The 26,018-nt window shown below is 64.4% G+C and carries 32 protein-coding genes; 24 read left to right on the forward strand and 8 right to left on the reverse strand.

The window, feature by feature from the left end; translation table 11 throughout:
• Positions 1–149 precede the first annotated feature (149 nt).
• The gene (locus tag FJW05_RS04235; protein ID WP_140546145.1) at positions 150–1,166 is read right to left on the reverse strand and encodes a D-alanyl-D-alanine carboxypeptidase family protein; all 1,017 of its coding nucleotides are present in this window, start codon (positions 1,164–1,166) and stop codon (positions 150–152) included.
• 415 nt (positions 1,167–1,581) lie between these two features.
• Here FJW05_RS04235 and FJW05_RS04240 point away from each other — a divergent pair, with 415 nt between their 5' ends.
• From FJW05_RS04240 to FJW05_RS04250, 3 genes are all read left to right on the forward strand, one after another.
• A complete protein-coding gene (locus tag FJW05_RS04240) occupies positions 1,582–2,688 on the forward strand; it encodes a hypothetical protein (RefSeq protein WP_140546146.1) in 1,107 nt (368 codons plus the stop codon).
• A 161-nt stretch (positions 2,689–2,849) separates the two neighbouring features.
• Entirely contained in the window at positions 2,850–3,476 is a 627-nt protein-coding gene (locus tag FJW05_RS04245; RefSeq protein ID WP_140546147.1) for a nucleoside triphosphate hydrolase, read from the forward strand.
• 152 nt (positions 3,477–3,628) lie between these two features.
• Complete coding sequence (locus FJW05_RS04250; protein ID WP_140628254.1) at positions 3,629–3,955, forward strand: hypothetical protein; 327 nt, start codon at positions 3,629–3,631, stop codon at positions 3,953–3,955.
• Between the two features lie 420 nt (positions 3,956–4,375).
• On the opposite strand, the gene FJW05_RS04255 is transcribed toward FJW05_RS04250, so the two are convergent.
• From FJW05_RS04255 to FJW05_RS04265, 3 genes are all read right to left on the reverse strand, one after another.
• Complete coding sequence (locus FJW05_RS04255; RefSeq protein ID WP_140628257.1) at positions 4,376–5,080, reverse strand: glutathione S-transferase N-terminal domain-containing protein; 705 nt, start codon at positions 5,078–5,080, stop codon at positions 4,376–4,378.
• Positions 5,081–5,214: 134 nt separating this feature from the next.
• On the reverse strand, positions 5,215–6,423 hold the full coding sequence (locus FJW05_RS04260; protein ID WP_140628262.1) for a beta-ketoacyl-[acyl-carrier-protein] synthase family protein: 1,209 nt from the start codon (positions 6,421–6,423) through the stop codon (positions 5,215–5,217).
• A 4-nt stretch (positions 6,424–6,427) separates the two neighbouring features.
• Positions 6,428–6,682, reverse strand: coding sequence for an acyl carrier protein (locus FJW05_RS04265; RefSeq protein ID WP_041003067.1), 255 nt, complete (start codon positions 6,680–6,682; stop codon positions 6,428–6,430).
• 258 nt (positions 6,683–6,940) lie between these two features.
• Between FJW05_RS04265 and FJW05_RS04270 the strand changes: the two genes are divergently transcribed.
• Genes FJW05_RS04270 through FJW05_RS04290 form a run of 5 tightly spaced genes read left to right on the forward strand, consistent with a single transcriptional unit; the run spans position 6,941 to position 9,289 of the window.
• Entirely contained in the window at positions 6,941–7,768 is an 828-nt protein-coding gene (locus tag FJW05_RS04270) for an urease accessory protein UreD (RefSeq protein ID WP_246673206.1), read from the forward strand.
• 21 nt (positions 7,769–7,789) lie between these two features.
• Positions 7,790–8,092, forward strand: coding sequence for an urease subunit gamma (locus tag FJW05_RS04275; RefSeq protein ID WP_041003069.1), 303 nt, complete (start codon positions 7,790–7,792; stop codon positions 8,090–8,092).
• Positions 8,093–8,104: 12 nt separating this feature from the next.
• Complete coding sequence (locus FJW05_RS04280) at positions 8,105–8,359, forward strand: DUF1272 domain-containing protein (RefSeq protein ID WP_140628265.1); 255 nt, start codon at positions 8,105–8,107, stop codon at positions 8,357–8,359.
• Between the two features lie 23 nt (positions 8,360–8,382).
• Positions 8,383–8,976, forward strand: a complete 594-nt coding sequence (locus tag FJW05_RS04285; protein ID WP_140628272.1) for a HupE/UreJ family protein — start codon at positions 8,383–8,385, stop codon at positions 8,974–8,976.
• A gap of 7 nt (positions 8,977–8,983) precedes the next feature.
• A complete protein-coding gene (locus FJW05_RS04290; protein ID WP_140628276.1) occupies positions 8,984–9,289 on the forward strand; it encodes an urease subunit beta in 306 nt (101 codons plus the stop codon).
• A gap of 20 nt (positions 9,290–9,309) precedes the next feature.
• On the opposite strand, the gene FJW05_RS04295 is transcribed toward FJW05_RS04290, so the two are convergent.
• Positions 9,310–9,795, reverse strand: coding sequence for a hypothetical protein (locus tag FJW05_RS04295; protein WP_140628281.1), 486 nt, complete (start codon positions 9,793–9,795; stop codon positions 9,310–9,312).
• 159 nt (positions 9,796–9,954) lie between these two features.
• Positions 9,955–10,332 (reverse strand): hypothetical protein, encoded by a 378-nt coding sequence (locus FJW05_RS04300; RefSeq protein WP_140546156.1) that lies wholly within the window; start codon positions 10,330–10,332, stop codon positions 9,955–9,957.
• A gap of 164 nt (positions 10,333–10,496) precedes the next feature.
• Between FJW05_RS04300 and ureC the strand changes: the two genes are divergently transcribed.
• From ureC to FJW05_RS04345, 9 genes are all read left to right on the forward strand, one after another.
• Positions 10,497–12,212, forward strand: coding sequence for an urease subunit alpha (gene ureC, locus FJW05_RS04305; RefSeq protein WP_181164865.1), 1,716 nt, complete (start codon positions 10,497–10,499; stop codon positions 12,210–12,212).
• 61 nt (positions 12,213–12,273) lie between these two features.
• A complete protein-coding gene (locus FJW05_RS04310) occupies positions 12,274–12,768 on the forward strand; it encodes a DUF29 domain-containing protein (protein ID WP_140628290.1) in 495 nt (164 codons plus the stop codon).
• A 68-nt stretch (positions 12,769–12,836) separates the two neighbouring features.
• The gene (locus FJW05_RS04315) at positions 12,837–13,430 is read left to right on the forward strand and encodes a hypothetical protein (protein ID WP_140546159.1); all 594 of its coding nucleotides are present in this window, start codon (positions 12,837–12,839) and stop codon (positions 13,428–13,430) included.
• Between the two features lie 43 nt (positions 13,431–13,473).
• Complete coding sequence (locus FJW05_RS04320) at positions 13,474–14,094, forward strand: glutathione S-transferase family protein (RefSeq protein ID WP_246673207.1); 621 nt, start codon at positions 13,474–13,476, stop codon at positions 14,092–14,094.
• Entirely contained in the window at positions 14,091–14,663 is a 573-nt protein-coding gene (ureE, locus tag FJW05_RS04325) for an urease accessory protein UreE (RefSeq protein WP_140628293.1), read from the forward strand. The genes FJW05_RS04320 and ureE overlap by 4 nt, the downstream gene beginning before the upstream one ends.
• A complete protein-coding gene (locus FJW05_RS04330; protein WP_140629705.1) occupies positions 14,656–15,327 on the forward strand; it encodes an urease accessory protein UreF in 672 nt (223 codons plus the stop codon). The genes ureE and FJW05_RS04330 overlap by 8 nt, the downstream gene beginning before the upstream one ends.
• Positions 15,324–15,764, forward strand: a complete 441-nt coding sequence (locus FJW05_RS04335) for a DUF3995 domain-containing protein (protein ID WP_140628296.1) — start codon at positions 15,324–15,326, stop codon at positions 15,762–15,764. The genes FJW05_RS04330 and FJW05_RS04335 overlap by 4 nt, the downstream gene beginning before the upstream one ends.
• Entirely contained in the window at positions 15,761–16,393 is a 633-nt protein-coding gene (gene ureG / locus FJW05_RS04340; RefSeq protein WP_140628301.1) for an urease accessory protein UreG, read from the forward strand. The genes FJW05_RS04335 and ureG overlap by 4 nt, the downstream gene beginning before the upstream one ends.
• A gap of 82 nt (positions 16,394–16,475) precedes the next feature.
• Positions 16,476–17,243 (forward strand): class II aldolase and adducin N-terminal domain-containing protein, encoded by a 768-nt coding sequence (locus FJW05_RS04345; RefSeq protein WP_140628305.1) that lies wholly within the window; start codon positions 16,476–16,478, stop codon positions 17,241–17,243.
• A 395-nt stretch (positions 17,244–17,638) separates the two neighbouring features.
• On the opposite strand, the gene FJW05_RS04350 is transcribed toward FJW05_RS04345, so the two are convergent.
• The gene (locus FJW05_RS04350) at positions 17,639–18,271 is read right to left on the reverse strand and encodes an HAD family phosphatase (RefSeq protein ID WP_140628308.1); all 633 of its coding nucleotides are present in this window, start codon (positions 18,269–18,271) and stop codon (positions 17,639–17,641) included.
• Positions 18,272–18,480: 209 nt separating this feature from the next.
• On the opposite strand from FJW05_RS04350, the gene FJW05_RS04355 reads away from it, so the two are divergent.
• Positions 18,481–19,437: a sugar-binding transcriptional regulator gene (locus FJW05_RS04355; protein ID WP_095768100.1), complete on the forward strand. Its 957-nt coding sequence runs from the start codon at positions 18,481–18,483 to the stop codon at positions 19,435–19,437.
• A gap of 20 nt (positions 19,438–19,457) precedes the next feature.
• Here FJW05_RS04355 and FJW05_RS04360 read toward each other — a convergent pair whose 3' ends face one another.
• Positions 19,458–19,643, reverse strand: coding sequence for a hypothetical protein (locus tag FJW05_RS04360; RefSeq protein ID WP_140628312.1), 186 nt, complete (start codon positions 19,641–19,643; stop codon positions 19,458–19,460).
• A gap of 212 nt (positions 19,644–19,855) precedes the next feature.
• Between FJW05_RS04360 and gcvA the strand changes: the two genes are divergently transcribed.
• The 6 genes from gcvA (at position 19,856) to FJW05_RS04390 (ending at position 25,918) form a co-directional block, all read left to right on the forward strand.
• Positions 19,856–20,764, forward strand: a complete 909-nt coding sequence (gcvA, locus tag FJW05_RS04365; protein WP_140628315.1) for a transcriptional regulator GcvA — start codon at positions 19,856–19,858, stop codon at positions 20,762–20,764.
• Between the two features lie 174 nt (positions 20,765–20,938).
• Entirely contained in the window at positions 20,939–22,249 is a 1,311-nt protein-coding gene (locus FJW05_RS04370; RefSeq protein ID WP_140628318.1) for a sugar ABC transporter substrate-binding protein, read from the forward strand.
• 143 nt (positions 22,250–22,392) lie between these two features.
• Positions 22,393–23,265, forward strand: a complete 873-nt coding sequence (locus FJW05_RS04375; protein ID WP_140545422.1) for a sugar ABC transporter permease — start codon at positions 22,393–22,395, stop codon at positions 23,263–23,265.
• 10 nt (positions 23,266–23,275) lie between these two features.
• Positions 23,276–24,100 (forward strand): carbohydrate ABC transporter permease, encoded by an 825-nt coding sequence (locus tag FJW05_RS04380; RefSeq protein ID WP_140545423.1) that lies wholly within the window; start codon positions 23,276–23,278, stop codon positions 24,098–24,100.
• A 46-nt stretch (positions 24,101–24,146) separates the two neighbouring features.
• A complete protein-coding gene (locus tag FJW05_RS04385; RefSeq protein ID WP_140628321.1) occupies positions 24,147–25,151 on the forward strand; it encodes an ABC transporter ATP-binding protein in 1,005 nt (334 codons plus the stop codon).
• A complete protein-coding gene (locus FJW05_RS04390; protein ID WP_140628324.1) occupies positions 25,148–25,918 on the forward strand; it encodes an L-iditol 2-dehydrogenase in 771 nt (256 codons plus the stop codon). The genes FJW05_RS04385 and FJW05_RS04390 overlap by 4 nt, the downstream gene beginning before the upstream one ends.
• Positions 25,919–26,018: the final 100 nt, after the last annotated feature.

Here is a 26,018-nt window from a genome sequence, read left to right on the forward strand (position 1 = left end):
GAATACATGACCGCTCCAGACTTACGCCGCTGCCGCCATTTTGCCTCTTGCCCAAAAGGGGCCGTCCATACATGACGGTAGAACGGCTTCGCCCTCCTTCACGCGCCATTCTGAAAAGAGTGCGGCAGCGCCGCTCCTCTTAGCCCGCTCTACTGCGCCGGCAGCAGCAGCGGCGAAGTGGGCGACGCCAAATCCGGCGACGGCAGATCGGACGCCGGCTGGCCAGCCTGCATCGACGCAGGGGTCGCGGAGCCCGGTGCCAGCAGCCCTGGCAAAGCCGAGTCCGGCGGCGCCATGCCGGGCAACGGCGAGCTCGGCTGCTGCCCGGAATACATCAGCCTGGGCTGGCCGGCATCGGCGATCGCCGGCCCCATGCTGCGCTGGATCAGCGCCTCGACATGGTCGTTGCGCTGGCGTGCGCTGTCGGCGCCCATCACCACCACGATCAGGTGCCGCCCATCGGCATTGTAGGAGGTGACGATGTTGTAGCCGGAGGCACGAATGTATCCGGTCTTGATGCCGTCGACGCCACGCACGCGGCCCAGCATGTCGTTGTGGCCGCGCACCAGCCGGCCGCGGAACATGAAGTCGCTTTCCGAAAAATAGTGGAAGTGCTGCGGGAAACGGTGCTCCAGCGCCATGCCCAGCACCGCCATGTCGCGCGCCGTGGTCACCTGGCCATCGTCGGGCAGGCCGCAGGCATTGCGGAAATTGGTGGCGGTCATGCCGAGCTGGCGCGCCTTCGCGGTCATCATGGCGGCGAACTGGTCCTCTGAGCCGCCGCCCAGATACTCGCCCACCGCCACCGCCACATCGTTCGCCGACTTCACCACCATGGCGCGGATGGCGGAATCGACGTCGATCGTCTCGCCGCGCCGGAAGCGCAGCTTCGTCGGCGGTTGCGAGGCGGCGTGGTCGGAAACCGGAATCTGCGTCTGCTTGGTGACGCGGCCGGACTCCAGCGCCTCGAACAGCATGTAGAGCGTCATCATCTTGGTCAGCGACGCGGGATAGCGCTGCGACCTCGAATTGACCTCGAACAAGGTCTTGCCGGTCGAGGCATCGACCACGATCGCCGCATATTTCTGCGGCTGCGCCGGGACAGCGAGCACGCTTTCCGGCGGCGCGGCCGTGGTGCAGCCGGCGACGAGCAGGAGCAGGGTCATCGCGGCGATGAGTTTCTGAAGGAAAGGGAAGGGACGGGGCAAGACGGTTCTAAAGCTGTTGCTGAGATGCGGCGAAGCTAACGTACCGCATATGCCGCGTCCAATGGGTTAACGGCGGCAATAAGGCATTTGCCCAGGTTTTGGAGGTTCGAGCTGTCGCCGAAGCTGCCAGTTTCCCCCTTGCGGGACCCCTTGTGGGGAGGATCGATCCGCGTAGCGGATCGGGCTGGGGGTCGAAAGAATTCTTTCTTTGAGCCCCACCCCGTCGACCGGTCTCCGCTTTGCTCCGATCGCTCGCCGACCCTCGCCACAACGGGGAGGGTGAGGAACTGATGCAAATTGCCAATCGCCCCGCTTGCGCATCCGCCATCGCGCAGGCTTTTCTTGCGCCCGAAAGATTCGGGGAGAGGTATTCATGGACACGCTCACCATCGGCGCAAAGGGCATCTCGGTTTCGCTCGATCTCGCAGTCGGTCACATTAGTGCCATGGAGGTCGAGGCCGAAGGCCGCCTCCTGAAGCCCCTGCACCGCGCGCCTTGGGTCGGCTCGCCGCGCGAGACATTGCCCGCGAACCTCCCCGAAGGCACGGTGCGGCTCTCAGGCGACTTTCTCTGCGCACCTTTCTCCACCAGCGACGTCGAGACCGCGCCCCTGCATGGCTGGCCGGCCAACAGCGAGTGGGACGTCGTCGACAACGGCGCGGTTCCCGGAGGCTGGCGCGCCGTCTTCCGGCTGCGCCGCAAGGTCATGGGTGCCACTGTCGACAAGGTCTTCACGCTGCGCGACAGCCATCCTTTCCTCTACCAGGAGCACATCTTTTCCGGCGGCGCCGGCGCGATTTCCGTCGCCCATCATCCGATGACTGCGATGGCGGGCGGCGGCCGGCTCGCCTTCTCGCCGAAGCGCATGGCCGTCACGCCGCCGATGCCGCCGGAGCCCGATCCGGCGCGCGGCCGCTTCATGCTGGCCTATCCGGCTCGCGCCACCGACCTCACAAAGGTCCCGCTCGCCGCCGGCGGCACAACCGACCTCACCGACTACCGCATGGAGGACAGGCGCGAGGATTTCATCACCCTGGTCGAGGCGGATCACAGCGGCCCGGGCTGGACGGCGATTGCCCGCCGCGCCGAGCAGGATCTGGTTCTGGTGCTGAAGAACCCGGCCGAGCTGCCGGTCACCATGTTGTGGTTCTCGAATGGCGGCCGCGACTACGCGCCCTGGAGCGGCCGTCACGTCGGCGTGCTCGGCGTCGAGGATGGCCGCGCGGCCGTCGGCCACGCCGCTTCGCTCGGCGACAACTGGTTGAAGCATGAAGGCGTGGCCACAGCCTTTGCGCTCGCCGGAGGACGGTCGGTGTCGTTCCGCCATATCATCGGCGCGGTTCCGTTCGCGGACGTGGAGCCGCCGAGCGGCTTGGAATCGGCGCCCGACCGCCTGCGTGTCCTCGCTGCCGGCGGGGCAGCGCGGGAGGTGCCGTTCGACGGCGGGTTCCTGCGCATCGGCCGCTCGGTTCCTGATTGAGACCTCGGCCAGCGCCTGAGAGTTCGTCATTCCAGGGCGACGAGGATGGACACCTCGGCTAACCTCGAAGGTGCGCAGGCCGCCTAAACTTCGGAACGAGGTTTGAATTTTCCGCCGACACCCGCCAAGATGTCGGCTGAACCGCAGCCGGAAAGCCGCCGATGTCCGAGATCGCCCATATCACAGCCGCCATCTTCAAGCGCGCCGGCGGAGCCAGGCGCTTCGTCGTCGCCATTGCCGGTCCGCCCGGCTCCGGCAAGTCGACACTGTCCGCTGCATTGCATGAGCTGCTGCCGGAAGGCACATCCGAGGTCGTACCGATGGACGGCTTTCATTATGACAATATCATTCTCAACCGCCGCGGCCTGCGACCCCGCAAGGGCGCGCCGGAAACGTTCGATTTCGCCGGTTTCGAGACGCTCTTGAAGCGCATCCGCTCGGGCGAGCCCGATATCGCGATTCCCGTGTTCGACCGCAGCATGGAACTGTCGCGCGCGGCGGCCGAAATCGTCGGCACCGACACCAAGTTTATCCTGGTCGAGGGCAACTATCTGCTGCTCGACGAGGAGCCGTGGTCGCGGCTGGCGCCTTTGTTCGATTTCACCATCTTCGTCGACGTGCCGAGGGCTGAGCTCGAAAGCCGCCTGATGGAGCGCTGGCGCGAGCACGGCAAGTCCGACGAGGACGCCCGCGCCTGGATTGCCTCCAACGACATGCCCAACATCGAGCGGGTGCTGGCGCGGCGCCGGCCGGCCGATATGGTCGTTGGTTCCTTGGTTATTGGTTAACCTGCTCAATTTTCAATATTTTCCGGCGGGAACTTTAAGGTTTTCAGGCCGTTATGACGCTACCCCGAATTGTCCGGCGCCGGAGCAATTCCAGGAAGGCGGGCGAACGCTTTCCCTCCGAAACTGCGAACCGAGAATGCAGGAGCCGTCAGATGGCAACGAACAGCAGAAAACCCGTGGCCAAGAAAAGCAGGGCCAACCAATCCAGGGCAACGCAGGCCAAGGCCGGCGCCGGCCCCGCGATCGCGGAGCGGTCGAACGATGCCAAGCCGGCTTTCGGCAAAGCGGCGCCAAAGAAAGTGACGCCTGGCGCGGCTCACAAGGCCGCGGCCAAGAGCGCGAAACACGCCAAGTCGCCGGCAAAAAAATCGGGGCCGATTCGCACCGTGGCCAGCGTCGCCACAGGAGCGGTCGTCGCCACCGCGCGGCTCGCGGCTTCCGTGTTCGGCCGCGGCGGCGCCAAGGCCAAGGCGAAGTAGGCCGTTTACGCGATTCCGGACGGCGAAGTCGCCGAGCCGGACCTTCGCGATTGGCCACCACGACAGCTCGGTCGTCATTCTAGGGCGGAGCAAGGAGCGAAGCGACGCGCGCAGACCCTAGAATCCATGCCGTGACGCTAGAGCGTTGCTGCGGTTACAGAATTCTGCACCGTTGCACCTTACGGCAAGAGCCACGGGATGGCTACTCGGGTCAAGCCCGAGTATGACGACGTCACGGGGGTTTCGGCTAATCTCCAACGTGGGCGCTAGCCGCCCGCTTAGCCCACCGCCACCTTCAGCCAAAGCGCCTTTTCGCCGAGCGTCGAAACCAGCCCGGCATGGGCCGCGATCGACCTCAGTCAAGCGCGCCCGCAGGGCTTTTTTTGTTGCGCCCACCGCTGCACGTTTCCCGAAGCTGCCTCAGCCCTTCGTCGGGATGGCCAGGCCCCTCTTCACCGCCGGCCGTGCCAGGCCACGCTCCAGCCACTCGGCAACGGCCGGGAAATCGTCGAAACCGACCAGGTCGCGCGCCTCGTAGAAGCCGATCAGGTTGCGCACCCAGCCCAGCATCGACACATCGGCGATGGTGTAGTCGTCGTCCATGATCCACTTGCGGCCCTTCAGGCGCGTTTCCATAACGCCGATCAGCCGCCGCGACTCGTCGCGATAACGCTCCAGCGGCCGCTTGTCGGCAATCTCGCGCCCGGCGAATTTGTGGAAGAAGCCGACCTGCCCGAAGATCGGGCCGATCGCCGCCATCTGGAAGAACACCCATTGGATCGTCTCGTAGCGCCGCGCCGGATCGGCGGGAATGAGCTTGCCGGTCTTGTCGGCCAGATAGAGCAGGATGGCGCCGGATTCGAACAAGCCGATCGGCTTGCCGCCCGGACCGTCCGGATCGATGATCGCCGGTATCTTGCCGTTCGGATTGAGCGACAGGAATTCCGGCGTCCAGCTCTCATTCTTGCCGATATCGACATAATGCGGCTCATAGGGCAGGCCGATCTCCTCCAGCGCGATCGACGCCTTCACGCCGTTGGGCGTCGTGGCGGAATAGAGCTGCAGGCGCTCGGGGTGCTTGGCCGGCCAGCGCTTGGCGATCGGAAAGGCGGACAGGTCGGTCATCGGAAACTCCGGATGCGGATCGGCGGCGGGCGGCGCTCACGGCGGGTCAGGGAGAATTAGGACCCCGGCCGGTCGGGATCAATACACCGGCAAGCGGCTTGGGCATGGACACACAGTCAACCGGTCGGCCGCGGTCAGACCGCCTTGAAGGCCAGCACTGCATTGGTTCCGCCGAAGGCGAAACTGTTGCTGAGCGCCGCGCGCACCTTGCGCTCGCGCGCCGTGTTCGGCGTCACGTCGAGGTCGCAATCCGGGTCCGGCTCGCGGTAATTGGCGGTCGGCGGCACGATGCCGTCGCGGATCGCCATCACGCAGGCGATCATCTCCAGCCCGCCGGAAGCGCCGAGGCAATGCGCATGCATCGACTTGGTCGAGGACACCGAAAGCGAACGGGCATGCTCGCCGAAGACGCGCTTGATCGCCGCGGTCTCGATCTGGTCGTTGGCCTTGGTGCCGGTGCCGTGCGCGTTGAGGTAGTCGACATCTTCCGGACCGAGTCCGGCATCCGCCAGGCAAAAACGCATCGCCGCTTCCGGTCCCTCGATGGTCGGCGCGACGATGTCGGAGGCATCGGCCGAAAGCCCGACGCCGGCGATCTCGGCCAAAACGGTGGCGCCGCGCGCCATCGCGTGATCGTAGCTTTCGAGCACCGCCATGCCGGCGCCTTCGCCGAGCACCAGGCCGGCGCGATCGGCCGAGAACGGCCGGCAGGTGTCGGGCGAAAGCACCCTGAGCGCCTCCCAGCCCTTCAGCACGCCCCACACCAGCGGCGCTTCGGTGCCGCCGGCGACCATCACGTCGGCGCGGCCGAGCCTGATCTGGTCGACCGCCGAGGAGATCGCATGGTTGGCCGACGAGCAGGCCGAGGTGGCGCCGAAAACAGGGCCGCGCAACCCGAGATTCATACTGACCTGGCCGGCGGCCGCGCCCGGCATCACTTTCGGCACGGTGAAGATGGCGGCGCGGTTGCGCCCTTCGAGCAGGATGGCGCGGTAATTCTCCTCGATCGTCTCGAAGCCCGCGACGCCGATGCCGACAATTGCGCCCATCCGGTAGGTGTTGTCGGCATGCGCGGTCAGGCCCGATTGTCGCATGGCCTCCCGCGCCGCGATCACCGCCAGCAGGCTGAAGCGGTCCATCGACACGACCTGCTTGCGGTCGATGCCGTGGTCCGGCAATTGCTTGATTTCGCAGCCGGTCTTGACCTTGAGGTCATGCAGCGACGGATTATCGATAGGGCCGATGGCCGAGCGGCCGGCGCGCATGGCGTCCCATATCGCCGCCGCATCGTTGCCGAGCCCGCAAATCCCGCCAATACCGGTGATGACGACGCGTTTTTGCATGCAGTCAGGCTTTTTTCGCGATCAGTTCGCGAACCGCCTCGACCATGTCGCCGACGTTCTTCAGGTTGCTCCAGGCATCGACCGTGTTCATCTCGATCTCGATGCCGTACTTTTCCTCGAGATCGAAGATGATCTCGGTCAGCTCCAGCGAATGGATGCCGAGCGTGCCGAGATCGGTGCTGGCGGTGATTTCCTCGCCGCCGGTATCGGCATGCGCCTTGATCTTTTCGATGATCTCGGTCGTCAGCTGGTCAGCCATTCGGTTCCTTCCCTGTCGTTGCCCGACGCCAACTGATCAGCGCCTCTTTTTTTGATCCCCGGACCCAACTAACGCCGTTGCCCTTGCCTCGCCAGGCACCGCGCGACCGCTCCAAGGTGGCTTCCCTCTATAGAAACCGAAACGATGTCAAGCAACAAGCGATATCGACAAAGCCGCCGGAGTGCTTAACCTGGGATCGTGGACATAATCGGCAACACTTTGACATCCCAGCCTGCCTCGCCTTTGGCCGCCCCTCCCTTGCCTGCCGCGCAACGTGTTGCCGGCCTGGGCAGGCTTTTCTGCGGCAAGAGCGGCGGCCGGACGCGCCTGCGGCGGCTCTACCAGGACGGATCGGCCAAGATCCGCCTGCCTGCGGTGCAAGGCGATCCGCTCGAGGCGGTGCTGATCAACACCGCCGGCGGGCTGACCGGCGGCGATCGCCTCGGCTGGACGGTCGAGGTCGGCGCAGACGCCTCCGCCGCCATCACCACCCAGGCCTGCGAGAAGATCTATCGCGCCGCCGCCGACAGGGCCGAGACAAGCGTCAGTCTGCGGGTCGGTCCGGGCGGCCGCGTCGCCTGGCTGCCGCAGGAAACCATCGTTTTCGACCGCGCCGCCTTCGCCCGCACGCTGGACGTCGAGCTTGGCGACGATGCCGAGGCATTGGTGCTGGAAGCCACGCTGTTCGGCCGGCTGGCGATGGGTGAGCGGACGACCAATGGCAGTTTCCATGACCGCTGGCGGGTCCGCCAGGGCGGCGCGCTGATCCATGCGGAGGATTTCCGCGTCGGGCCGGATATCACTGCAACGCTCCAGCGGCCGGCGGCGACCGGCGGCGCGCTTGCCGTCGCCACATTGCTGCTGGTGTCGCCGCAGGCGGAAAGTCTGCTGGAGCCGGCCCGCGCCATCATCGGCGACCCTGCCATCGGTGGTTGGGGCGGCGCCAGTTTCTGGCGCGTCGGCCGATCTGGCAAGCTTCTTGCGAGGCTTTGTGCCGGCGACGGCTACCAGCTCCGCAAGCGGCTGGTTCCGCTCGTCGAACTGCTCAATGGGCGGGCGGGCCTGCCTAAATTGTGGTCACTCTGATTTCGATTGCCGGGAAGTTGCATGAACCTGACACCGCGTGAAAAAGACAAGCTGCTGATCGCCATGGCGGCGATGGTGGCGCGCAAGCGGCTGGAGCGCGGCGTCAAGCTCAACCATCCCGAAGCCATCGCCCTGATCACCGACTTCGTCGTCGAAGGCGCGCGCGACGGCCGCCCGGTCGCGGAACTGATGGAGGCGGGTGCGCATGTCGTCACCCGCGCCCAGGTCATGGACGGTATCGCCGAGATGATCCATGACGTCCAGGTCGAGGCGACATTTCCCGACGGCACCAAGCTGGTGACCGTGCATGAACCGATCCGGTGAGGAGGAATACAGATGCTGGAGCTCAGGCCGAATTGCGAATGCTGCGACAAGGATCTGCCGCCGGAAGCGGCCGATGCGCTGATCTGTACCTTCGAGTGCACCTTCTGCGCCGACTGCGTGGACAATGTGCTGGGCGGCGTCTGCCCCAATTGCGGCGGCAATTTTGCGCCGCGGCCGATCCGGCCGGCGGCCAAGCTGACGAAATATCCGCCGTCGACCAAACGCGTGCTCAAGGCCGAAGGCTGCGGCCCGCGCAAGGCCGCTTAACGGGCACTGGAAAGGGCAGAAAGATGATCCCCGCTTCGGCGAAACGTACCACGCTTGCCGCGATCCTTTTCCTGGCAGCCGCCATGCCGGCCTATGCCCATGTCGGCATCGCCACGACCTCGTCCTTCGCCGACGGCTTCGCGCATCCGCTGTCCGGTCTCGACCACATGACAGTCATGATCGCCGTCGGCGTGTGGGCGGCGCTGAAGGGCGGCAAGGCGCTCTGGGCCTGGCCGCTGGCCTTTGTCGGCGTGATGCTGGCCGGCGGCGTGCTCGGCATGCTGCATGTGCCGATGCCTTTCGTCGAGCCGGGCATCCTCGCTTCCATGGTGACGCTCGGCCTGCTGGTGGCGCTGGCGATCGACCTGCCGGTCTCGACCGGGATCGCGGTCATCGGTCTGTTCGCGCTGTTCCATGGCCATGCCCATGGCACCGAAGTGCCCGAAAATGCCGGCGGGCTGGAATACATTGCGGGCTTCGCCGCCGCGACGGCCCTTCTCCATGCCGTGGGCATCGCGGCGGCCCTCAGCCTCGGCATGCGCTTCCGCAGCCTGGCGCGCGCTGCAGGTGCGGCTTGCGCGGCGGCCGGCGTCGGCCTCGCCTTCGGCGTGTTGTGAGGGCGCGATGATCCCCGGCGAAATCATCGCGGCCAAGGGCGAGATCGAGCTCAACAAGGGGCTGCCGACGGTCACGCTCAAGGTCGCCAACAGCGGCGACCGGCCGATCCAGGTCGGCAGCCACTATCATTTCTACGAGACCAATGAGGGCCTGAAATTCGACCGCGAGCGCGCGCGCGGCATGCGGCTCGACATCGCCGCCGGCACGGCCATGCGCTTCGAGCCCGGGCAGGAGCGCGACGTCACGCTGGTGCCGCTGGGCGGCAAACGCGAGGTCTATGGCTTCCAGCAAAAGGTGATGGGCAAGCTGTGAGGTCCGCCGGCGCGCTCACATCACTTCGGGGGCTTGGCGGCGGCATAGATGACGACCTTCCCCGGATTGTCGAACTCTACGGCGAGCACGTCCTCGGCCTGCACGCGCCGCGAATCGATCGCGTTGAAGAGCAAGGCGTTCGCCTCGATCTCCTGGCGCAGTTCGGCGACATCCTCCTGATGCTGCTTCACCTTGTTCTCTATCGCCGGCGGCGGCCCGCCCTCGCTGCGCGCCGCGTCGGTCAGGAACACGATGTCGACCGTATCGAGCTTGGTGGTCTTGCGCACCGTGCCGATGTTGTCGCGGGTGCGGTCGATGGCCGTGATGACCTTTCCGGCCTCCGTCGAGGAAAGGGCCTCTTCCTGCCGGACATCGGAATCGACGATTGCCGCGGCAGGCCTGTCGTTGTCCAGCGGCTGCGCCGCGAGCGCCGCATGGGGCGCGGCCATGAAAAGCGTGGCGGCAACCGCGGAACTCCATCTTTTAAAACGCGGGGCTTTCGCCATCGCTCGCTCCTGACTGAACCCGTGGCGGGGCGAAAACAGCGAAACGGTCCTGCTTGGCCGGAGGTTCCCTTCAAAAGCCGGCAGGCGGACCGTGACGCGGCCCGCTTTTCCTTCAAAATATGGTTGGCGGACCGCAAGGCGGCCCGCCTGGGCGTGCAGTCAGCTCGCCTTCTTGGTAATCAGCGTCAGCGCGCCATTGGGCTGCATGCTTGCGGCGATCACCTGCGCGGAGCTCATGCCCTTGGCTTCGAGCGCGGATTTGACCTTGGGCGTGGCGTCGATCGACTTGCGCAATGTCTGCAGGCCGGCATCGCCGCGCTGCGCTACGATCTGGTTGACCTGCGTCTGCGTGTCCTTGGGCAGTTCGGTAATGTCGACGACATTGACGCTCTGGATCGCCGGCGCCGCGGACTGGGCCTTCGGCGCGGCGGGCGCGGTCGGCGCGGGACTGGGCTGCGGCGTCGGCTGCTGCTGGGCATTGGCAGTGCCCGCCATCAAGGTGGTGGCGGTTGCGGCGAGAAGAATCGCTTTGAGCATGGATATTCCTTCCATCGGTTTGGCAAACGGTCCTTTTGGGCTGACCGGGGCACCTCAACCGCCAAATGGGAGCGCAAGGTGTTCCTAAGCGGGTCATTGCGTGACCATTGGGTGGCGACAATGTGCACCTCGCGTTCATTCAACCTGAATTTCGGGAGCAATCGCTGATGGCCATGATAAGCCGCGCCGCCTATGCGCAGATGTATGGACCGACGGTCGGCGACAAGGTGCGGCTTGCCGACACCGAGCTCTTCATCGAGGTGGAAAAGGACCTCACCGTTTACGGCGAGGAAGTGAAATTCGGCGGCGGCAAGGTCATCCGCGACGGCATGGGCCAAAGCCAGGTGACGCGGGCCGGCGGCGCGGTCGATACCGTCATCACCAATGCGCTGGTCGTCGATGCGCTCACCGGCATCGTCAAGGCCGATATCGGCCTGAAGGATGGCCGCATCGCCGCCATCGGCAAGGCCGGCAATCCGGACACGCAGGCCGGCGTCACCATCATCATCGGCCCCGGCACCGAGATCATCGCCGGCGAGGGCAGGATCCTGACGGCCGGCGGATTCGACGCGCATATCCACTTCATCTGCCCGCAGCAGATCGAGGAAGCGCTGATGAGCGGCGTCACCACCATGCTTGGCGGCGGTACCGGCCCGGCGCATGGCACTTTGGCCACCACCTGCACGCCGGGACCCTGGCACATGGCGCGCATGATCCAGTCCTTCGATGCCTTTCCGATGAATATCGGCCTGTCGGGCAAGGGCAATGCGTCAAAGCCGGCGGCGCTTGAAGAGATGGTGCTGGCCGGCGCCTGCTCGCTGAAGCTGCACGAGGACTGGGGCACGACCCCGGCCGCCATCGACTGCTGCCTGTCGGTCGCCGACGATTACGACGTCCAGGTGATGATCCACACCGACACGCTGAATGAATCGGGCTTCGTCGAGAACACGGTGGCGGCCATCAAGGGCCGCACCATCCACGCCTTCCACACCGAGGGCGCCGGCGGCGGCCACGCGCCCGACGTCATCAAGGTCTGCGGCCTGCCCAACGTCATCCCGTCCTCGACGAACCCGACCCGGCCATACACGGTCAACACGCTGGCCGAGCATCTCGACATGCTGATGGTGTGCCACCATTTGTCGCCGTCGATCCCGGAGGACATCGCCTTTGCCGAAAGCCGCATCCGCAAGGAGACGATCGCCGCCGAGGACATACTGCACGACATCGGCGCCTTCTCGATCATCTCCTCCGACAGCCAGGCCATGGGCCGCGTCGGCGAGGTGGCGATCCGCTGCTGGCAGACCGCCGACAAGATGAAGCGCCAGCGCGGTGCGCTGCCTGACGAGACCGGCGACAACGATAATTTCCGCGTCCGCCGCTACATCGCCAAATACACCATCAATCCGGCCATCGCGCACGGCCTGTCGAAGGAGATCGGCTCGATCACGGTCGGCAAGCGCGCCGATCTGGTGCTGTGGAACCCTGCCTTCTTCGGCGTCAAGCCGGAGATGGTGCTGGTCGGCGGCTCGATCGCCGCTGCCCCAATGGGCGACCCGAACGCCTCGATCCCGACGCCGCAGCCGATGCATTACCGGCCGATGTTCGGCGCCTATGGCAAGGCGCTGACCAATTCGTCGGTGACCTTTGTCTCCAAGGCCGCCTTCGACGCCGGCCTGCAAGGCAGGCTAGGCGTCGACAAGGCGATGATCGCGGTCGAGAACACGCGCGGCGGCATCGGCAAGCATTCCATGGTGCTCAACGACGCCACACCGCATGTCGAGGTCGATCCCGAGACCTACGAAGTGCGCGCCGACGGCGAGTTGCTGACCTGCGAACCGGCGACCGTGCTGCCGATGGCGCAGCGGTATTTTCTGTTTTGACCTTTAGGCCGCAAAGTCACCTGCCATTGGCTTAAGATCGAAAACGGCGCATTATGCGAGTATGAATAAAATTCAGATACAACGTCGGCATAAGTCTACACCCATTGAGACGGACTACGCTCAGTGGTGCGCCGAGCAAGGCGCGCTGTTGCGCGAAGGTCGTCTCTCCGACCTCGATCGCGAGAATTTAGCGGAGGAGATCGAGAGCTTGGGGCGGAGTGACAAGAGGCAAATTGCGAACAGACTTGGCACCTTGCTCTTGCATTTGCTCAAATGGGAATTCCAGCAGGAAATGCGCAAGACTGGCTGGTTACTCACCATCCGCGAACAACGGCATCACATCAAAAAACTGATCGACGAGAGTCCGAGCTTGAAAGCCTATCCGCAAACTCAACTTGCTAGCGAATTTGAGTTTGCGCGGCTGAATGCAATTGACGAAACGGGCCTGCCTGGAAAGCATTTCCCGCTCGATTGTCCTTATCGAATCGCCGACGTTCTCGATCAGGATTTCCTCCCCGGCGCTCCGTGGTCGCCGGATCAACTCACTCGCGGATAGGGACGCGGGTTCCCCGATGATCCAGATGCCGATAAGCGGCCCACTATAAGCCCGCATTGTGATTACGCATGCCCACAGAAATCGCCTCTCCCCACGACATCTTCCCGCATATCCGCATCGTCATGGGCATGGTGATCGGCCTCGGCGTCACGCGGCTGCTTTCGGGAACGGCCCGCATCGTCCAGCACCCCGGTCAGTACAGGCTCTATGCGGTGCACCTCGCCTGGGTCGCCTCGGTGCTGTTGATGCTGGTGCACTTCTGGTGGTGGGAGTTCGGGCTCTACGCCATCGAGAACTGGACCTTCGGCAAATATCTTTTCATCATCTTCTACGCCATCACGCTGTTCCTGCTCTGCGCGCTGCTGTTTCCGGATTCGATGCTCGATTACACCAGCTACGAGGACTATTTTTACTCGCGCCGCGGCTGGTTCTTTGGGCTGCTGGCGGCGACGTATCTGCTCGACGTGGTCGACACGTTGCTCAAAGGCGCCGAGCACTTTGCCCGCTTCGGCAATGAGTATCTGTTCCGAACGCCGGTCTTCGTCGCGCTCTGTGTCGTCGCGATCCTGGTGCGCGACCGCCGCTTCCACATCGCCTTCGTCGCGGCCGCGCTGATCTATCAGATATCGTTCATCCTGCGGCTCTTCGACACCATCGTTTAACCGCCATTGGGTTGATCCTTGCATTGATCTAGGATTTGGGCAAATGCAGGACTCAACCATGTACAAGGCCGTCGGATCGCGCGGCTCCCGGGTCAGCCGGGTGCTCTGGATGCTGGAGGAGCTCGGGCAGCCCTACGAGTTCGTCGAGGTGAGACTGCGCTCGCCGGAGGCCTATGCGCTCAACCCGTCTGGCAAGGTGCCGATCCTGATCGACGGCGACCTCAAGGTGACCGACTCGGCGGCGATCTGCGTCTATCTGGCGGATAAGCACGCCGATAAAGGCATGGGCGCCAATCCGGGTCTCGCCGGCCGCGCCGAGATGGATTCCTGGATGCATTTCGCCCAGAGCGAATTGGAAGCGCCGCTTTGGAACAAGCTGCGCCACCGCTTCCTGCTGCCCAGGGATGTGCGGGTCGATGTCGGCCCGGCCGCGGCCTATGATTTCGCATCCGAAATAAAGGCGCTGGATCGCCGGCTTGGCGACAGGGCCTTTGCGCTGGGCGACCGCTTCTCGGCGGTCGACGTGTTGCTGGGCGATATTGGCGGCTGGGCGCGTGCCGGCCGTTTCCCGATCGATTCCGAGCGCGTCAACGCCTATTTCGACCGTGTCGTTCAGCGCCCCGCCCGTGCAAGGGCGCAAGCCAATGGCGGAGCCATGAAATGAAACTCAACATCACCACCGATTTCACCAAATTCCCGCGCGCCGTCTCGGTGCTGCCAGCCGGCGAGGCCGGTTCGACGTCAACCTATGACAGGGCCGTGCTGCCGCATGACGAGCGGCATCTGCGTCGCCGCGCCATCGAGACGGCGGGTGGCGAAAAGGTGCTGGTCGACCTGCCCGAGCCGGTGGCGCTCGGCAATGGCGACCGGCTGGTGCTGGAGGATGGCCGCCAGCTCGAGATCGTCGCGGCACCGGAGGAGGTCTACGACATCCGCGCCCGCGACGCGGTTCATCTCGCCGAGCTCGCCTGGCACATCGGCAACCGTCACCTCGCCGCGGCGATCGAGGCGGACCGCATCCTCATCCTGCGCGACCACGTCATCAAGGCGATGCTCGAAGGCCTCGGCGCCACTGTAAACGAGGTTTCGCAGCCGTTCAGCCCGGTGCGCGGCGCCTATTCCGGACATGGCAGCGACCACGGCCATTCGCATGACCACGACCACGATCACCATGATCACAATCATGACGATCACCATCATCACGACCACGGCCACCACCATCATCATGACTGAGGAGCTTTCCAGCATCGCGCTGCTGCGGCTGATGGCTTGGCTGTCGCCTTCCTTTCCGGTCGGTGGCTTCTCTTACAGCCACGGGATCGAGCGCGCCGTGCAGGATGGGCTGATCGCGGATCGCGACGATCTCTCCGGCTGGCTGGAGACGCTGGTCGAGATCGGCTCGGGCTGGAACGACGCCGTGCTCTTCGCCGAAAGCTGGCGGCGCGGACGTGACGGCGGCGATCTCCAGGAGACAGCAGCGCTGGCCGAAGCGCTTGCCGGGTCGCAGGAGCGGCACATGGAAACCATGCTGCAGGGCACGGCCTTTCTCCAGGCGGCGTCGGCCTGGTCGTCTGGAGCGCTGGAGCGCCTGCCGGCCGATTGCCCCTATTGCGTAGCAGTCGGCGCCGTTGCGGGCGGCAGCGGCATCGGCCTTTCGGAGGCGCTCTCCGCCTTCGTGCAGGCTTTCTTCTCCAACCTCCTGCAGGCGGCAATCAGGTTGGGTATCGTCGGCCAGGTCGACGTCGTCACATTGTTAGCCGGCTTCGAACCTCTGGCGCTGGCGACCGCATCGCGCGCCGCCGCTTCCAGCCTGGACGATCTGGGCGGCGCGGCCTTCATGTCCGACATCATGGCGATGCAGCATGAGACGCAGTACTCCAGGCTGTTCCGCTCATGACCATCCTTGCCGTCATCCTCTCCTTCGTCCTGCTCCTGATCACAGCGCTGCATGTCTATTGGGGCATAGGTGGCATCTGGCCGGGCACGGACCAGGCATCCTGCGCCCGCGCCGTCGTCGGTTTCCGCGGCGTCGACGCGATGCCGTCGTCCTTCGCGAGTTTTGCCGTCGCCGCTTGCCTCGTGCTCGCGACGCTCTGGCCGCTGGCGCTCGCGGGCGTCTTTGCAACGCCCTTTCCAAGAGAGGGCCTGGCGGCCTCGGCATTGATGATCGGCCTCGTCTTCCTCGGTCGCGGTATCGCCGGCTTCACGCCCTGGTGGCGCCGGCTTGCGCCTGAACAGCCTTTCGCGCGGCTTGACCAAAGCCTTTATTCGCCGCTTTGCCTCTTGATCGGGGCAGGCTTCGCAATTCTTGCCATCACGGAGTTTCCGGCATGACGTCGAAAAACGGTCCTCTTCGCATCGGCATCGGCGGGCCGGTCGGCTCCGGCAAAACGACGCTCACGGAAAAGCTCTGCAAGGCGTTGCGCGACGATTTTTCGATCGCCGTCGTCACCAACGACATCTACACCAAGGAAGACGCTATGATGCTCGCGCGGCTACAAGCATTACCCGAAGAGCGCATCGTCGGCGTCGAGACCGGCGGCTGTCCGCACACCGCCATCCGCGAGGACGCCTCGATCAATTTGCGCGCCATCGCCGAGCTGAACAAGAAATTCCCCGATCTCGACATCATCTTCATCGAATCCGGCGGCGACAATCTCGCAGCCACCTTCTCGCCCGACCTTGCCGACTTGACCCTCTATGTCATCTCGGTCTGCCAGGGCGAGGAGATCCCGCGCAAGGGCGGCCCGGCCATCACCCGCTCGGATTTCCTGATCATCAACAAGAGCGATCTGGCGCCCTATGTGAACGTCAACCTCGATGTCATGGAGAGCGACGCCGGCCGCATGCGCGGCAAAAGGCCGTTCGGCTTCACCGACCTTTCGCGCGGCAAGGGTTTGCAGGAAGTGATCGACTTCATCGTCGAGCAGGGCGGGCTGCAGTCGGCGCGCCCGGCGGCTTGATCCGCTGAACCAGCGTTTATCGGTTGCTGGCAGCCGCCATGCGCGGCATTCTCGGAAAACAAACCAAAGCGGAGGATATTCGATGAGCCTTGCCCGCCTGCACAAGGAACCGCTGAGCAACCTGCCCTATTATGAGGAGCGGGTCGATCTCGCCGCCGCCTTCCGCTGGACGGCGCGGCTCAACATGCATGAGGCGGTGGCCAACCACTTCTCGTTGTCCGTCAACGACGAAGGCACGAAGTTCCTGATGAATCCCAACCAGGTGCATTTCTCGCGCATCAAGGCGAGCGACCTGCTGCTGATCGACGCCAACGATCCGGACACGCTGTCCGGCCCCAACGCGCCCGACCCGACCGCCTGGGGCTTGCACGGCGCCATCCACCGCAACGTCCCGCATGCGCGCTGCGCCATGCATGTCCATTCAATCCACGCCACCGTGCTTGCTTCGCTCGCCGATTCGACGCTGCCGCCGGTCGACCAGAACTCGGCCATGTTCTTCAACCGCCATGTTGTCGACGCCAATTATGGCGGTCTGGCCTTCGAGGAGGAGGGCGAGCGCTGCTCGCAGCTTCTCACCGACCCCAAGGTCAAGGTGATGGTCATGGGCAATCACGGCGTCATGGTCATCGGCGACACCGTCGCCGACACCTTCAACCGCATGTTCTATTTCGAACGCGCCGCCGAGACCTACATCAAGGCGCTGTGGACCGGCCGCCCGCTGCGCACGCTTTCCGACGAAATCGCCGAGAAGACCGCGCGCGAGATGGACGATTATCCAGGCCAGGCAGAGCGTCACCTTGCCGAGCTGAAGGCGATCCTCGACGAGGAAGAGCCGGTCTACCGGAATTGATGCTCCCCCGGCTACGCCATGCACACACCTTCTGTGCCTGGCGTGACTGATCAGGCCGAGGCTTGATTGCCACGTGGTTCCCCCAATCCGTCGCTGCTTCGCAGCGCCACCTTTCCCCCCTCCGGAGGGAAAGGAACGGAGCGTCGCTGGACGAGCATTGACGGCAAAAAGCTTGGCGCTCTTCCTCTACCCCGTCGATCGGGGGAGAGGTGGCTCGGCGAAGCAGAGACGGAGTGGGGGTCGACCGGCGCTACATAAGACAATGCATGCGCCAAGCTGCCATGCACGTTATCGCCAAAGGCCAGCCGCTTGGAAATATGTGCATGTCGTAGCCCGTTTCACGGGGAGAAGGTGCCGGCAGGCGGATGAGGGGCGGCGCCGACGTCTGAAGCTGCTCAGAGCCCCAGTTGCGCCCGCAGCTCTCCGGCGCTGTTGATGACGATCGCGCCGGCCGGGCCTTCCATCGGCGCCTCCGGCCAGAAGATCGTCTTCATGCCCGCCGCCAGTCCGGCCATGGCGCCTGTCAGGCTGTCGTCGACGGCAAAGGCATCCGCCGGATCGACGCCGGCGAGATAGGCGGCGCGCAGGAATGGTTCGGGAAGCGGCTTGCCGTCGATCACGTCGTTGCGGCTGACCGTCATCATGCCCGGATAGGTGAGGCCGACGGCGCGCAGATTGGCGTCGACGATCAGCCGGTCGGAGTTGGACACCACCGCCTGCTCGACGTCGAGCGCGCGCAATTCGTTGAACACTTCGATTGCGCCGGGGCGTGGCTTCAGCGTTTCGGCCAGCGGCAGATAGTGATCGTATTTGCGCACGATCCAGTCGTCGAAGGGCAGGGCGAGGCCGAACTCGTCGCGCAACATTTCGTAGACCGGCCATGCCGCGATGCCCAGCACGCGCTGATGCAGGTCGGGCGGCGGGGCGATGCCGACGCTGCGCAGCGCCGCCACAAGTGCCGCCTCGTGCAGCGGCTCGCTGTCGACCAGCGTCCCGTCCATATCCCAGAAAACGGCTTTCGGCACCATGCGCGACTCCCTTCGCCGATCCCCTTAATCGGTTTCCCTGTGGAGATAAACCGTCCCGCCGGCAAATGGTTGGGCAAGCGGCGGATTGATCCTTCGGGGATCAGGAAAGCTTCCAAGCAATTGCTCTTTCGATAGACAATTGCGCGTCGGCGCAATCGCTGTAAGCTATGGCGCCCGTTTCAACATTCTTGCGGGCTGGGAGGCAGGACGTGAATTCGCGACAGGAAATCGGCAGCACCAGGTTGGACGACGCCGCGCGCGCCGGCTGGCTCTATTATGTTGCCGGCAACACGCAGGACCAGATCGCCGCCAAACTGGGCATCTCCAGGCAGACGGCGCAGCGGTTGGTATCGCTCGCCATGTCGGAGGGCCTGATCAAGGTGCGGGTCGATCATCCGATCGCCAACTGTCTGGACCTCGCCGCGCGGCTGAAGTCGCGCTTCGCGCTCGACCTTGTCGAAGTGGTGCCGAGCGATCCGACCTCGAGTTCGACGACGATCGGCATCGCCGAGGCGGCCGCGGCCGAGATCGAACGCCGGCTGCGCTCCGAGGCTCCCATCGTCATGGCGATCGGCACCGGGCGCACGCTGAAGGCGGCGATCGAGCAACTGCCGCCGATGGACTGCCCGCAGCACAAGGTCGTGTCCTTGACCGGCAATATCTCGCCCGACGGCTCGGCAGCCTTTTACAACGTCATCTTCACCATGGCCGACCGCGTCAAGGCGCGGTCCTTCCCGATGCCGCTGCCGGTCATTGCATCCTCGCCGGAAGAGCGCGAGATGCTGCTCAACCAGCCGATGATCCAGCCTACATTGGCGCTGGCGGCCGAGGCCGATGTCACCTTCGTCGGCATCGGAGATCTCGGGCCCAAGGCCCCGCTCTACGAGGACGGCTTCATTTCCGAAAACGAGTTGAAGGCGCTGCAGAAGGCAGGCGGCATCGCCGAGATCGTCGGCTGGGTGTACGACCGCGAAGGCCGCATGATCGAAGGCATCACCAACGACCGCGTGTCTTCCGCCGCGCTGCCGTCGCGGGAAAGATCGTTGGTCATCGCTCTGGCCATGGGCGAACGCAAGCTGGCGGGCATCCTGGCCGCCGTCAATCGCCGGCTGGTCAACGGTCTCATCACCGACGAACGCACGGCCGAAGCACTGCTTGCCGGCTGATTGCCAATAAAAAGTGCCGGCTATTGCGAGCGGCCGCGCGGATCGTTGCCGTCGAGAAAACCCATGTCGCGCTGCAGATGCTCGGAAAATTCCCGGACATCGAGATAGCCGCGCCTGCGGCCCGAAAACCTTGCAAATTCCCGCACGAGCGTGAAAAACCAGCCCTGTGCCGGGGTGGAAACGAGCTTTTCCTGAACCGTGACCATGATCGTCAGCCTTCGCTTGAGCAATTCCAGGAAAAGTGTGAGCGGTTTTCCGTCCGGAATTGCGTAAAATCAGAGAGTTAGAGCGATTTGCCGTTTCCGTGAAACGGCGAAGCGCTCTGGCGCTTGAACTGGATTGACCGTCGACCCCAAATATCGGTCTGGCCGGTTCGTGCTTCCAATCAAACCTCGATCATGACCCATAAGGAGGCCTTATGCCCGATCTCAGCTCTCCGCAGCTTGCGCCCCTGCCGCCGCTGCAGGCGATCCGGGTGTTCGAGGCGGTGGCCAGGCACCTGTCCTTCACCAAGGCCGCGCAGGAGCTGGGCATGACCCAGGCGGCTGCGAGCTACCAGATCAAGCTGCTCGAGGAGCGCATCGGCGCGCCGCTGTTCCTGCGCCGGCCGCGGCAGATCGAGTTGACCGAGCCTGGCCAGCGCCTGGCGCCCGCCGTCAGCGAAGCCTTCGCCATCCTGGGCCAGGCCTATGCCGCGGCGCGCGGCGGCGCCGACGGCCTGCTCTGCATCACCACCGTGCTGACCTTTGCCTCGAACTGGCTGGCGCAGCATCTGGGCGCGTTCCAGCTCGCGCATCCGGCACTTGCCGTGCGGCTCGACACGTCGAGCCGCCTGACCGATTTCGCGCGCGAGGATGTCGATCTCGCCATCCGCTCCGGCGCCGGCAAATGGCCGGGCCTGGAGGCGCATAAGCTGCTCGACGCCGATTTCACGCCGATGCTGAGCCCGAAGCTCGCGGCGAGCATCGGCGGCGTCAAGGAGCCGGCGGACCTGTTGCGCCTGCCGATCCTCGACCCGGGCGACATCTGGTGGACGCAATGGTTCGAGGCCGCCGGCGTGACCGGGCACGACCTCGCCAAACGGCCGGGCTCCAGCATGGGCGCGCAGGCCTATGAAGCGAACGCGGCCATGGCCGGCCATGGTGTTGCGATCCTGACCAGGGCGTTGTTCAAGAACGAGATCGCAGACGGTCGCCTGGTCCAGCCCTTCGACCTCGTCGGCGACGATGGCCATGCCTATTGGCTGGTCTATCCGACGGCGCGCCGCAACGTTCCGAAGATCCGCGCCTTCCGCGACTGGCTCCTGGCCGAGATCGCCTGCCCGTAAGCCAATCGCCCTCACCGTCCTCCTGCCAAGGGTACCGGCGCGTCACCCGACCGGGGCGCGCGGCGTCATTTCTGCTGCGCTGCAGCACAGATTCAGGGTTGACATAATTCAAGCCAAGTGAGTAATTGCCCATAGCCAAGGCAAATGCTCATCTTGGTTTATGGGAGGAATTTGATGAAACTTCGCACGCTCACCCTGGGCCTGTTGTCGGCCAGCGCCCTCGCTTTCGCCGCGCATGCCGAATCCATCACCATCGCCACCGTCAACAATGGCGACATGGTCCGCATGCAGAAGCTGACGGACGACTTCACCAAGGCCAACCCCGACATCCAGCTCAACTGGGTTACGCTTGAAGAGAACGTGCTGCGCGAGCGCGTCACGACCGATATCGCCACCAAGGGCGGCCAGTACGACGTCATGACCATCGGCACCTACGAGGTTCCGATCTGGGCGAAGCAGAGCTGGCTCCTGCCGCTCGACAAGCTCGGCGACGACTATGACGTCAAGGACATCATCCCGGCCATCGCCGGCGGCCTTTCGGTCGACGGCAAGCTCTATGCCGCGCCCTTCTACGGCGAGAGCTCCTTCGTCATGTACCGCAAGGACCTGATGGAGAAAGCGGGCTTGAAGATGCCCGACGCGCCGACCTGGGACTTCATCAAGCAGGCCGCCGACAAGATGACCGACCGCGCCAACGGCGTGAACGGCGTGTGCCTGCGCGGCAAGGCCGGCTGGGGCGAGAATATGGCCTTCCTCACCGCCATGTCGAACTCCTTCGGCGCCCGCTGGTTCGATGAGAACTGGAAGCCGCAGTTCGATCAGCCGGAATGGAAGAACACGCTGCAGTTCTATGTCGACCTGATGAAGGCCGACGGTCCGGAAGGCGCTTCGTCCAACGGCTTCAACGAGAACCTGGCACTGTTCCAGCAGGGCAAGTGCGGCATGTGGATCGACGCCACCGTCGCGGCGTCCTTCGTCTCCGATCCGAAGGCCTCGCAGGTCGCCGACAAGGTCGGCTACGCGCTGGCGCCCGACAATGGCCTCGGCAAGCGCGGCAACTGGCTGTGGGCATGGTCGCTGGCGATCCCCGCCGGCACCCAGAAGGCCGATGCCGCCGAGAAGTTCGTCTCCTGGGCAACCAGCAAGCATTATGCCGAGCTGGTCGCTTCCAAGGAAGGCTGGGCCAACGTTCCGCCTGGAACACGCTCCTCGCTCTACGCCAATCCGGAATACCAGAAGGCGGCGCCGTTCGCGAAGATGACCCTGGATTCCATCAACGCCGCCGACCCGACGCATCCGACGGTCAAGCCGGTGCCCTATGTCGGCGTGCAGTTCGTCGCCATTCCTGAATTCCAGGGCCTCGGCACCACTGTCGGCCAGCTCTTCTCGGCCGCCCTTGCCGGCCAGTCGAGCGTCGACGACGCGCTCAAGCAGGCTCAGGACGCCGCCACCGCGACGATGACCGAAGGCGGCTACATCAAGTAAGGCTCCTCCCGGTGCCGAACGCCGGTCGCCCATCATGACCGGCAAGGGGCCGCCCGAAACCCAGTTCGGGCGGCCACCCTTCAAAATCGGGAAAATTCTGGCACAACGCTGAAAATCCGGCTGACATTGGGAGGGTGACCGTCATGGCTACTCAGCAAACCCGTTCGCTTGCCCGTTTCATGATGGCGCCATCGGTGATCCTGCTGTTCGTCTGGATGATCGTGCCGTTGCTGTTCACGCTGTGGTTCTCGTTCCTGCAATACAATCCGCTGAACCCGATCCGCGATGGCTTCGTCGGTCTCTCCAACTACAAGCTGTTCTACGACAATCCGGCCTTCTTCGCCGCCATTCTCAACACGCTGACCATCGTCGTGGCGGTCCTGCTGATCACCATCATCGGCGGCATTCTTCTTGCGCTGCTGCTCGATCAGCCGATCTGGGGCCAGGGGATCGTGCGCATCCTGGTCATCTCGCCGTTCTTCGTCATGCCGCCGGTCGCGGCGCTGGTCTGGAAGAACATGATCATGCACCCGCAATATGGCGTCTTCGCCGACATTGCGCGCTTCTTCGGCGCCCAGCCGATCGACTGGTTCGGGCAGCACCCGCTGACGGCGGTGATCATCATCGTCGCCTGGCAATGGTTGCCCTTCGCAACGCTGATCCTGTTGACGTCCCTGCAGTCGCTCGACGGCGAGCAGAAGGAGGCGGCCGAGATGGACGGCGCCGGCTTCCTCAGCCGCTTCTGGTATCTGACGCTGCCGCACATGTCGCGCGCCATCACCGTCGTGATCCTGATCCAGACGATCTTCCTGCTCTCGATCTATGCCGAGATACTGGTCACCACCAATGGCGGCCCGGGCTACGCCTCCACCAACCTGCCCTTCCTCGTCTATCAGAAGGCGCTGCTGGAGTTCAAAATCGGCCAGGCCTCCGCCGGTGGCGTGATCGCCGTCATTCTCGCCAACATCGTTGCCTTCTTCGCCATGCGCGCCGTCGGCAAGAACCTCGACAAATAGGGAGGACAAGATGGCACGCGCAGTCACCACCCAGCACAAGACCATTGCCACGGCCGCGGCCTGGATCGTCGCCCTGCTAATCTTCTTTCCGATCCTTTACACGATCATCACCTCGTTCAAGTCCGAGCAGGAGGCGATCCAGGGCTTTGCCCTGATCCCGTCCGGCACCACGGAAAGCTACGCCGAGGTGCAGGCGCAGAGCGGTTATTTCAAGTTCTTCCTGAACTCGGTGATCCTCTCGGTCGGCTCGACCATCCTGGCGCTGCTGATCGCGGTCCCGGCTGCATGGTCTATGGCCTTCTCGCCGACCAAGCGCACCAAGGACATCCTGATGTGGATGCTGTCCACCAAGATGATGCCGGCCGTCGCGGTGCTGTTCCCGATCTACCTGATCTTCCGCGACACCGGCCTGCTCGACAGCCGCATCGGCCTCACCGTGATGCTGATGCTGATCAACCTGCCGATCGTGGTCTGGATGCTTTACACCTACTTCCGCGAGATCCCGGGCGAGATCCTCGAGGCGGCGCGCATGGACGGCGCCTCGCTGTGGAACGAGATCATCTATGTGCTGACGCCGATGGCGGTGCCCGGCATCGCCTCGACCATGCTGCTCAACATCATCCTGGCCTGGAATGAGGCGTTCTGGACCATCCGGCTAACCACCACCAATGCCGCCCCGCTGACGGCCTTCATCAGCTCCTTCTCCAGTCCGCAAGGCCTGTTCTGGGCAAAGCTGTCGGCGGCCTCGACGCTGGCGATCGCGCCGATCCTGATCATGGGCTGGTTCAGCCAGAAGCAGCTGGTGCGCGGCCTCACCTTCGGCGCCGTGAAGTAACAACGCCCAAGCGGCGGACGACGAAGACCATCCCCGGGAGGAAGCCATGGGAAACATCACGCTCAAGAACGTCTCCAAGTCCTTCGGGTCGACGGTGATCATTCCGGACATCGACCTCAACATCGAGGACGGCGAGTTCGTCGTGTTCGTCGGCCCATCGGGTTGCGGCAAGTCCACGCTGCTCAGGCTGATCGCCGGGCTCGAGGACACCAGCGGCGGCACCATCAGCATCGACGGCCGCGACGTCACCCGCGAGGCGCCGGCCAAGCGCAAGCTTGCCATGGTGTTCCAGTCCTATGCGCTCTACCCGCATATGACGGTCGCCAAGAACATCGCCTTCCCGTTGAAGATGGCCGGCGAGGACCAGGCGACCATCGACAAGAAGGTGAAGGACGCCGCGCGTGTCCTCAACCTCACCAATTATCTCGAGCGCCGCCCAGGCCAGCTGTCCGGCGGCCAGCGCCAGCGCGTCGCCATCGGCCGCGCCATCGTGCGCCAGCCTTCGGCTTTCCTGTTCGACGAGCCGTTGTCCAACCTCGATGCCGCGCTTCGCGGCACCATGCGCCTGGAGATCAGCGAGCTGCACCATCAGCTGAAGACGACGATGATCTACGTCACCCATGACCAGGTCGAAGCCATGACCATGGCCGACAAGATCGTCGTGCTCAATGCCGGCAATATAGAGCAGGTCGGCTCGCCGATGGAGCTTTACAAGACGCCGAAGAACCTCTTCGTCGCCGGTTTCATCGGCTCGCCCAAGATGAACCTCATCGAAGGCGCGCCGGCCGACAAATATGGCGCCAAGACCATCGGCATCCGGCCCGAGCATCTCAACATCTCGACCACGGCCGGCGACTGGAAGGCGACGGTGGGCGTTGCCGAGCATCTCGGCTCCGACACCTTCCTGCACGTCCAGGCGGACGGCATCGGCACCGTCAATGTGCGGGCCGACGGCGAGGTTGCGGTGAGGCATGGCGACACCGTCTACCTGACCCCCGACAAGACCAAGCTCCACCGCTTCGGTGCCGACGGCAAGGCGCTGGTGCAGTGAGGTTGAAAGGCAAATCGGCGCTGATCACCGGATCGGCGCGCGGCATCGGCAGGGCCTTCGCCGAAGCCTATGTCCGCGAAGGCGCGACGGTGGCGATTGCCGACATCGACCTGGAAGCCGCGCAAGCGACGGCGAAAGCGATCGGTTCCGCCGCTTCCGCAGTCCGGCTCGACGTTACCGACCAGGCTTCGATCGAGGCTGCGGTGAAGGCGGTCGAGGCCAAGACCGGCGGGCTCGACGTGCTGATCAACAACGCGGCGATCTTCGACCTGGCGCCGATCGTCGAGATCACGAGGGCGAGCTACGAAAAACTGTTTTCCGTCAATGTCGCCGGCACGCTGTTCATGCTGCAGGCGGCTGCCCGTTCGATGATCGCACGTGGCAAAGGCGGCAGGATCATCAACATGGCGAGCCAGGCCGGCCGGCGCGGCGAGCCGCTGGTCGCGGTCTACTGCGCCACCAAGGCCGCCGTCATCTCGCTCACCCAATCGGCCGGACTCGACCTGATCAAGCATCGCATCAACGTCAACGGCATCGCGCCGGGTGTCGTCGACAGCGACATGTGGGACCAGGTCGATGCGCTCTTCGCAAAATATGAGAACCGGCCCAGGGGCGAGAAGAAGCGGCTGGTCGGCGAAGGCGTGCCTTACGGCCGCATGGGCAAGCCGGAGGATCTCGCCGGCATGGCCGTGTTCCTCGCCAGCGACGAGGCCGAATACATAGTCGCCCAGACCTACAATGTCGACGGCGGCCAATGGATGAGCTGAGGGGGAGGCGCTTCTCTTCTTTCCTCCGGAGAAGACGCCATGGGGCAGGTGAGGGGCAGCATACTGGAATACCGGGTGTTGCCCCTCATCCTCGCCCTCC

Source organism: Mesorhizobium sp. B2-9-1 (genome assembly GCF_006439455.1).
GTDB lineage: Bacteria > Pseudomonadota > Alphaproteobacteria > Rhizobiales > Rhizobiaceae > Mesorhizobium.

Excerpts from the sequence above, each read along its gene's own strand:
- FJW05_RS04360 (WP_140628312.1), bottom strand. The coding sequence starts at position 19,643 with ATGGTCACGGTTCAGGAAAAGCTCGTTTCCACCCCGGCACAGGGCTGG.
- FJW05_RS04235 (WP_140546145.1), bottom strand. The coding sequence starts at position 1,166 with ATGACCCTGCTCCTGCTCGTCGCCGGCTGCACCACGGCCGCGCCGCCG.
- gcvA (WP_140628315.1), top strand. The coding sequence starts at position 19,856 with ATGCCCGATCTCAGCTCTCCGCAGCTTGCGCCCCTGCCGCCGCTGCAG.
- FJW05_RS04285 (WP_140628272.1), top strand. The coding sequence starts at position 8,383 with ATGATCCCCGCTTCGGCGAAACGTACCACGCTTGCCGCGATCCTTTTC.
- FJW05_RS04310 (WP_140628290.1), top strand. The coding sequence starts at position 12,274 with ATGAATAAAATTCAGATACAACGTCGGCATAAGTCTACACCCATTGAG.
- FJW05_RS04370 (WP_140628318.1), top strand. The coding sequence starts at position 20,939 with ATGAAACTTCGCACGCTCACCCTGGGCCTGTTGTCGGCCAGCGCCCTC.
- FJW05_RS04385 (WP_140628321.1), top strand. The coding sequence starts at position 24,147 with ATGGGAAACATCACGCTCAAGAACGTCTCCAAGTCCTTCGGGTCGACG.
- FJW05_RS04330 (WP_140629705.1), top strand. The coding sequence starts at position 14,656 with ATGACTGAGGAGCTTTCCAGCATCGCGCTGCTGCGGCTGATGGCTTGG.
- FJW05_RS04245 (WP_140546147.1), top strand. The coding sequence starts at position 2,850 with ATGTCCGAGATCGCCCATATCACAGCCGCCATCTTCAAGCGCGCCGGC.
- FJW05_RS04335 (WP_140628296.1), top strand. The coding sequence starts at position 15,324 with ATGACCATCCTTGCCGTCATCCTCTCCTTCGTCCTGCTCCTGATCACA.
- FJW05_RS04380 (WP_140545423.1), top strand. The coding sequence starts at position 23,276 with ATGGCACGCGCAGTCACCACCCAGCACAAGACCATTGCCACGGCCGCG.
- FJW05_RS04275 (WP_041003069.1), top strand. The coding sequence starts at position 7,790 with ATGAACCTGACACCGCGTGAAAAAGACAAGCTGCTGATCGCCATGGCG.
- FJW05_RS04240 (WP_140546146.1), top strand. The coding sequence starts at position 1,582 with ATGGACACGCTCACCATCGGCGCAAAGGGCATCTCGGTTTCGCTCGAT.
- FJW05_RS04300 (WP_140546156.1), bottom strand. The coding sequence starts at position 10,332 with ATGCTCAAAGCGATTCTTCTCGCCGCAACCGCCACCACCTTGATGGCG.
- FJW05_RS04290 (WP_140628276.1), top strand. The coding sequence starts at position 8,984 with ATGATCCCCGGCGAAATCATCGCGGCCAAGGGCGAGATCGAGCTCAAC.
- FJW05_RS04350 (WP_140628308.1), bottom strand. The coding sequence starts at position 18,271 with ATGGTGCCGAAAGCCGTTTTCTGGGATATGGACGGGACGCTGGTCGAC.
- FJW05_RS04250 (WP_140628254.1), top strand. The coding sequence starts at position 3,629 with ATGGCAACGAACAGCAGAAAACCCGTGGCCAAGAAAAGCAGGGCCAAC.
- FJW05_RS04255 (WP_140628257.1), bottom strand. The coding sequence starts at position 5,080 with ATGACCGACCTGTCCGCCTTTCCGATCGCCAAGCGCTGGCCGGCCAAG.
- ureE (WP_140628293.1), top strand. The coding sequence starts at position 14,091 with ATGAAACTCAACATCACCACCGATTTCACCAAATTCCCGCGCGCCGTC.
- FJW05_RS04345 (WP_140628305.1), top strand. The coding sequence starts at position 16,476 with ATGAGCCTTGCCCGCCTGCACAAGGAACCGCTGAGCAACCTGCCCTAT.
- FJW05_RS04320 (WP_246673207.1), top strand. The coding sequence starts at position 13,474 with ATGCAGGACTCAACCATGTACAAGGCCGTCGGATCGCGCGGCTCCCGG.
- FJW05_RS04315 (WP_140546159.1), top strand. The coding sequence starts at position 12,837 with ATGCCCACAGAAATCGCCTCTCCCCACGACATCTTCCCGCATATCCGC.
- FJW05_RS04280 (WP_140628265.1), top strand. The coding sequence starts at position 8,105 with ATGCTGGAGCTCAGGCCGAATTGCGAATGCTGCGACAAGGATCTGCCG.
- ureG (WP_140628301.1), top strand. The coding sequence starts at position 15,761 with ATGACGTCGAAAAACGGTCCTCTTCGCATCGGCATCGGCGGGCCGGTC.
- FJW05_RS04375 (WP_140545422.1), top strand. The coding sequence starts at position 22,393 with ATGGCTACTCAGCAAACCCGTTCGCTTGCCCGTTTCATGATGGCGCCA.
- FJW05_RS04295 (WP_140628281.1), bottom strand. The coding sequence starts at position 9,795 with ATGGCGAAAGCCCCGCGTTTTAAAAGATGGAGTTCCGCGGTTGCCGCC.
- FJW05_RS04265 (WP_041003067.1), bottom strand. The coding sequence starts at position 6,682 with ATGGCTGACCAGCTGACGACCGAGATCATCGAAAAGATCAAGGCGCAT.
- FJW05_RS04260 (WP_140628262.1), bottom strand. The coding sequence starts at position 6,423 with ATGCAAAAACGCGTCGTCATCACCGGTATTGGCGGGATTTGCGGGCTC.